The sequence below is a fragment of the Paracoccus sanguinis genome, assembly GCF_900106665.1.
Lineage (GTDB): Bacteria > Pseudomonadota > Alphaproteobacteria > Rhodobacterales > Rhodobacteraceae > Paracoccus > Paracoccus panacisoli.
On the sequence record NZ_FNNA01000017.1, the window covers coordinates 1 to 2602 of the forward strand.

General features: G+C 69.4%; 3 protein-coding genes. All 3 read right to left on the reverse strand.

Features of this window, described 5'->3' with window-relative positions; all coding sequences use genetic code 11:
* A partial coding sequence (locus BLW17_RS17185; protein WP_170835626.1) for an ATP-dependent Clp protease proteolytic subunit occupies positions 1 to 359 on the reverse strand: 359 nt, incomplete at its 3' end.
* Complete coding sequence (locus BLW17_RS17190; protein WP_081969287.1) at positions 356 to 1714, reverse strand: phage portal protein; 1359 nt, start codon at positions 1712 to 1714, stop codon at positions 356 to 358. The genes BLW17_RS17190 and BLW17_RS17185, both read right to left, overlap by 4 nt.
* A 42-nt stretch (positions 1715 to 1756) precedes the next feature.
* A partial coding sequence (locus BLW17_RS17195; protein WP_244507349.1) for a terminase TerL endonuclease subunit occupies positions 1757 to 2602 on the reverse strand: 846 nt, incomplete at its 5' end.

A 2602-nucleotide genomic window follows, 5' to 3' on the forward strand; every position in this document is an offset into this window, starting at 1 on the left:
GAGGCGGCAAGCCCGAGGATGCGGACGGAGACCCGGCGCGGATCGGCGCGCAGCAGGTTGTAGATTGCCACGCCCTCGAAGAAGTCGCCGCCGGGACTGTTGATGTCGACGGTGATATTGTCGGCGGTGATCGCGCGCAGCGCTGCAGCGACGCGCCGGGCGGTGACGCCCTCGCCGGTCAGGCCATCGGCACCGATGACGTCGAGGATGCTGATCGTGCGGCTGCCGGTCACCGACTCCCGGCCGGGACCGGCGCGAAGTCCGGGGGTCCACTTCTCCAGCAGCGCCGGATCGGGGTCCCAGGCCTGCACCTTTGGTGGCCGCGACAGGTTGATCGGCGGTGCGCTGCGCAGCGTCATGGCTCTCGCTCCTCTGTCTCCGGCGGCGGTCCGTTGCCCTCCTGCCCCGCCGTCCGCGGTGCCGTCATGTTCGGCGGCGGATAGTAGACATCGCCGCCTGCACGCGGGTTCTCGTCCTCCAGCGTGCGGATCTCGTTCGGGCTCCAGACACCCCATTGCAGGCCCTTCACATAGGCTTCCCAGCGGGCCTTGATGTCGCCCTTGACCAGGGCCGCGCGGTTGAAGCGGGCGTAGAGGTCGGGGCGTGCCTCCGGGATGAGATCGCGGGCGATGGTCTCCTCCCAGGTCGTCAGGTGATCCTCGAGCGTGTAGGCCACGAAGCCGATCGACTGCTGCTCGATGCCGGTGCCCCAGCTGGTCGACTTCTCGGTGTCGCCGATCATGTGCGGCGGGACCCCGAAGAACATGGCGATGTCGGCGCGGGTGAACTTGCGGCTCTCGATCCACTGCGCGTCCTCGGCGGTCATCGCCATGCGAGCGTAGTCCATGCCTTCCTCAAGGATCAGGTGCCGGCCTTCCTGCTCGCCGCCCGAGCGGAACTCGTCGAGGCCCGCCTTGAGGTTGGCCACCGCCTCGGGCCCGAGGCGTCCGGGGTGGCGCAGCACGCCCGAGACCCGGGCCCCATTGCGGAAGGTCGAGGCACCGTGCTCCTCCATCGCCAGTGACAGCCCGATCGTCTCGCGGGCATGGGTGATCACCGAGACGCCGGTGACGCCATCAAGCGTCATGCCGACGAGATGGAACATCTCGGATTGCCCGAGCTGCACCCGCACCCCGTCGCGGCGGATGTAGACGTATTCCAGTTCCAGATCGTCCCTCTGCCGACAGGCCACCCGGTCCGGCTGCAACGGGATCAGCTCCCGGACCTGTCCGCGCGAGCGGACGATCATCGCATAGGCATTGCCGCGCAGCAGCAGATGCGTCTGCATCATGCGGCGGAACTGCGAGGGTGTCTGCCAGCGGTTGGGCCGGCGCCGCAGCAGGTGCCAGAGCGGATCGTTCGAGGCGTCCTCCCGGGTGCGATCGTCGATGCGGCGGCGCAACTGCAGCGGCAGGGTCGCGACCGCGCCCGCGATGATCCGCACGCAGGCGTGGACGGCGGCCACGGTGAGCGCGGCTTCGGGCGAGACACGAACGCCGGAGGCCGTCGCGGAGCCACCGCGCAGCACCTGCTCCAGTTCTCTGGATGTCTGGACCAGCGTGCCGGTCCAAGTCCCGAGCGCGGCCTGTGGGGCCACACCCGGAGGCGACGGAGCACCGAGACCAACAGCCGGGGCGCTGCCGATCGATGCTGCAGAAGCAGGCGCAGGACCGGCCCGCTCGCGCGAGCCAACGAGGCGGGACCAGAAGGACATGCAGCATTCCTGTCAGCGAAAGGCCCAGTCAGAGTGGCCCGGTCAGAGCACCATTGGCCTGCGGGCCGCGTAGATGGAGCGGCCGGCGGATTCGTCCCGCAGCATCGCCCGCCCCAGCGCGTTGCAGAGCGCCACGATCCCGTCGATGCGCTCGGACGAGCGTTCCTTGTCCGGCTTGATGTTGCCGGCCGGGTCGTGCCGGACGGCGACGTTCGAGGCGTTCCAGCGCAGCACCGGATGGCCCCCGTGCCAGAGGAGCCGCGAGACCGCGAGCCGCTCGAGCTCCGCCGTGGGCGCAGCCATGCTCAGGAACCCCTGGCCGAACTGGACGAGGTTCAGGCCCTCGTCCTGCAGATGCTGGACGATCTCGCCCGCGAAGGTGCGGTCATAGGCGAGCTCACGCAGATCGAACCGGCCGGCGAGACTGACGATCTCCGCCTCGATGAAGGCGAAGTCGGTGGCATTGCCGGGGGTGGCCACCAGGAACCCCTGGTCGCGCCAGACATCGTAGGGCACCCGGTCACGGCGGGCGCGGCGGAGGATGTCCTCCTCGGGGACCCAGAACCGGCTCAGCACGATCCACTTGCCGGCCAGATCCCCGAGCGCTGGATCCCGCGTCGGCGGAAACAGCAGCAGGAAGGCCGAGAGGTCGTTGACCCGGGCGAGGTCGAGCCCGCCGTAGCATTCACGTCCCGCGAGCAGTTGCTCCAGACGGGCAAGCTCCCCCGCGATGTCCGCGCCGCCGGCCGTTACGGGCAGTCCACCCTCCGCCCAGACCTCCATGTCGAGCCACCGGGTGACCTGTTCGGTCCATTCGTTCAGCCGCAGCCGTCGGATGGCGTTCTGCTGTGCCGGCATCTCGCGCGCCTCGTCGATCTGGCGCTTGAG

Excerpts from the sequence above, each read along its gene's own strand:
- BLW17_RS17190 (WP_081969287.1), bottom strand. The coding sequence starts at position 1,714 with ATGTCCTTCTGGTCCCGCCTCGTTGGCTCGCGCGAGCGGGCCGGTCCT.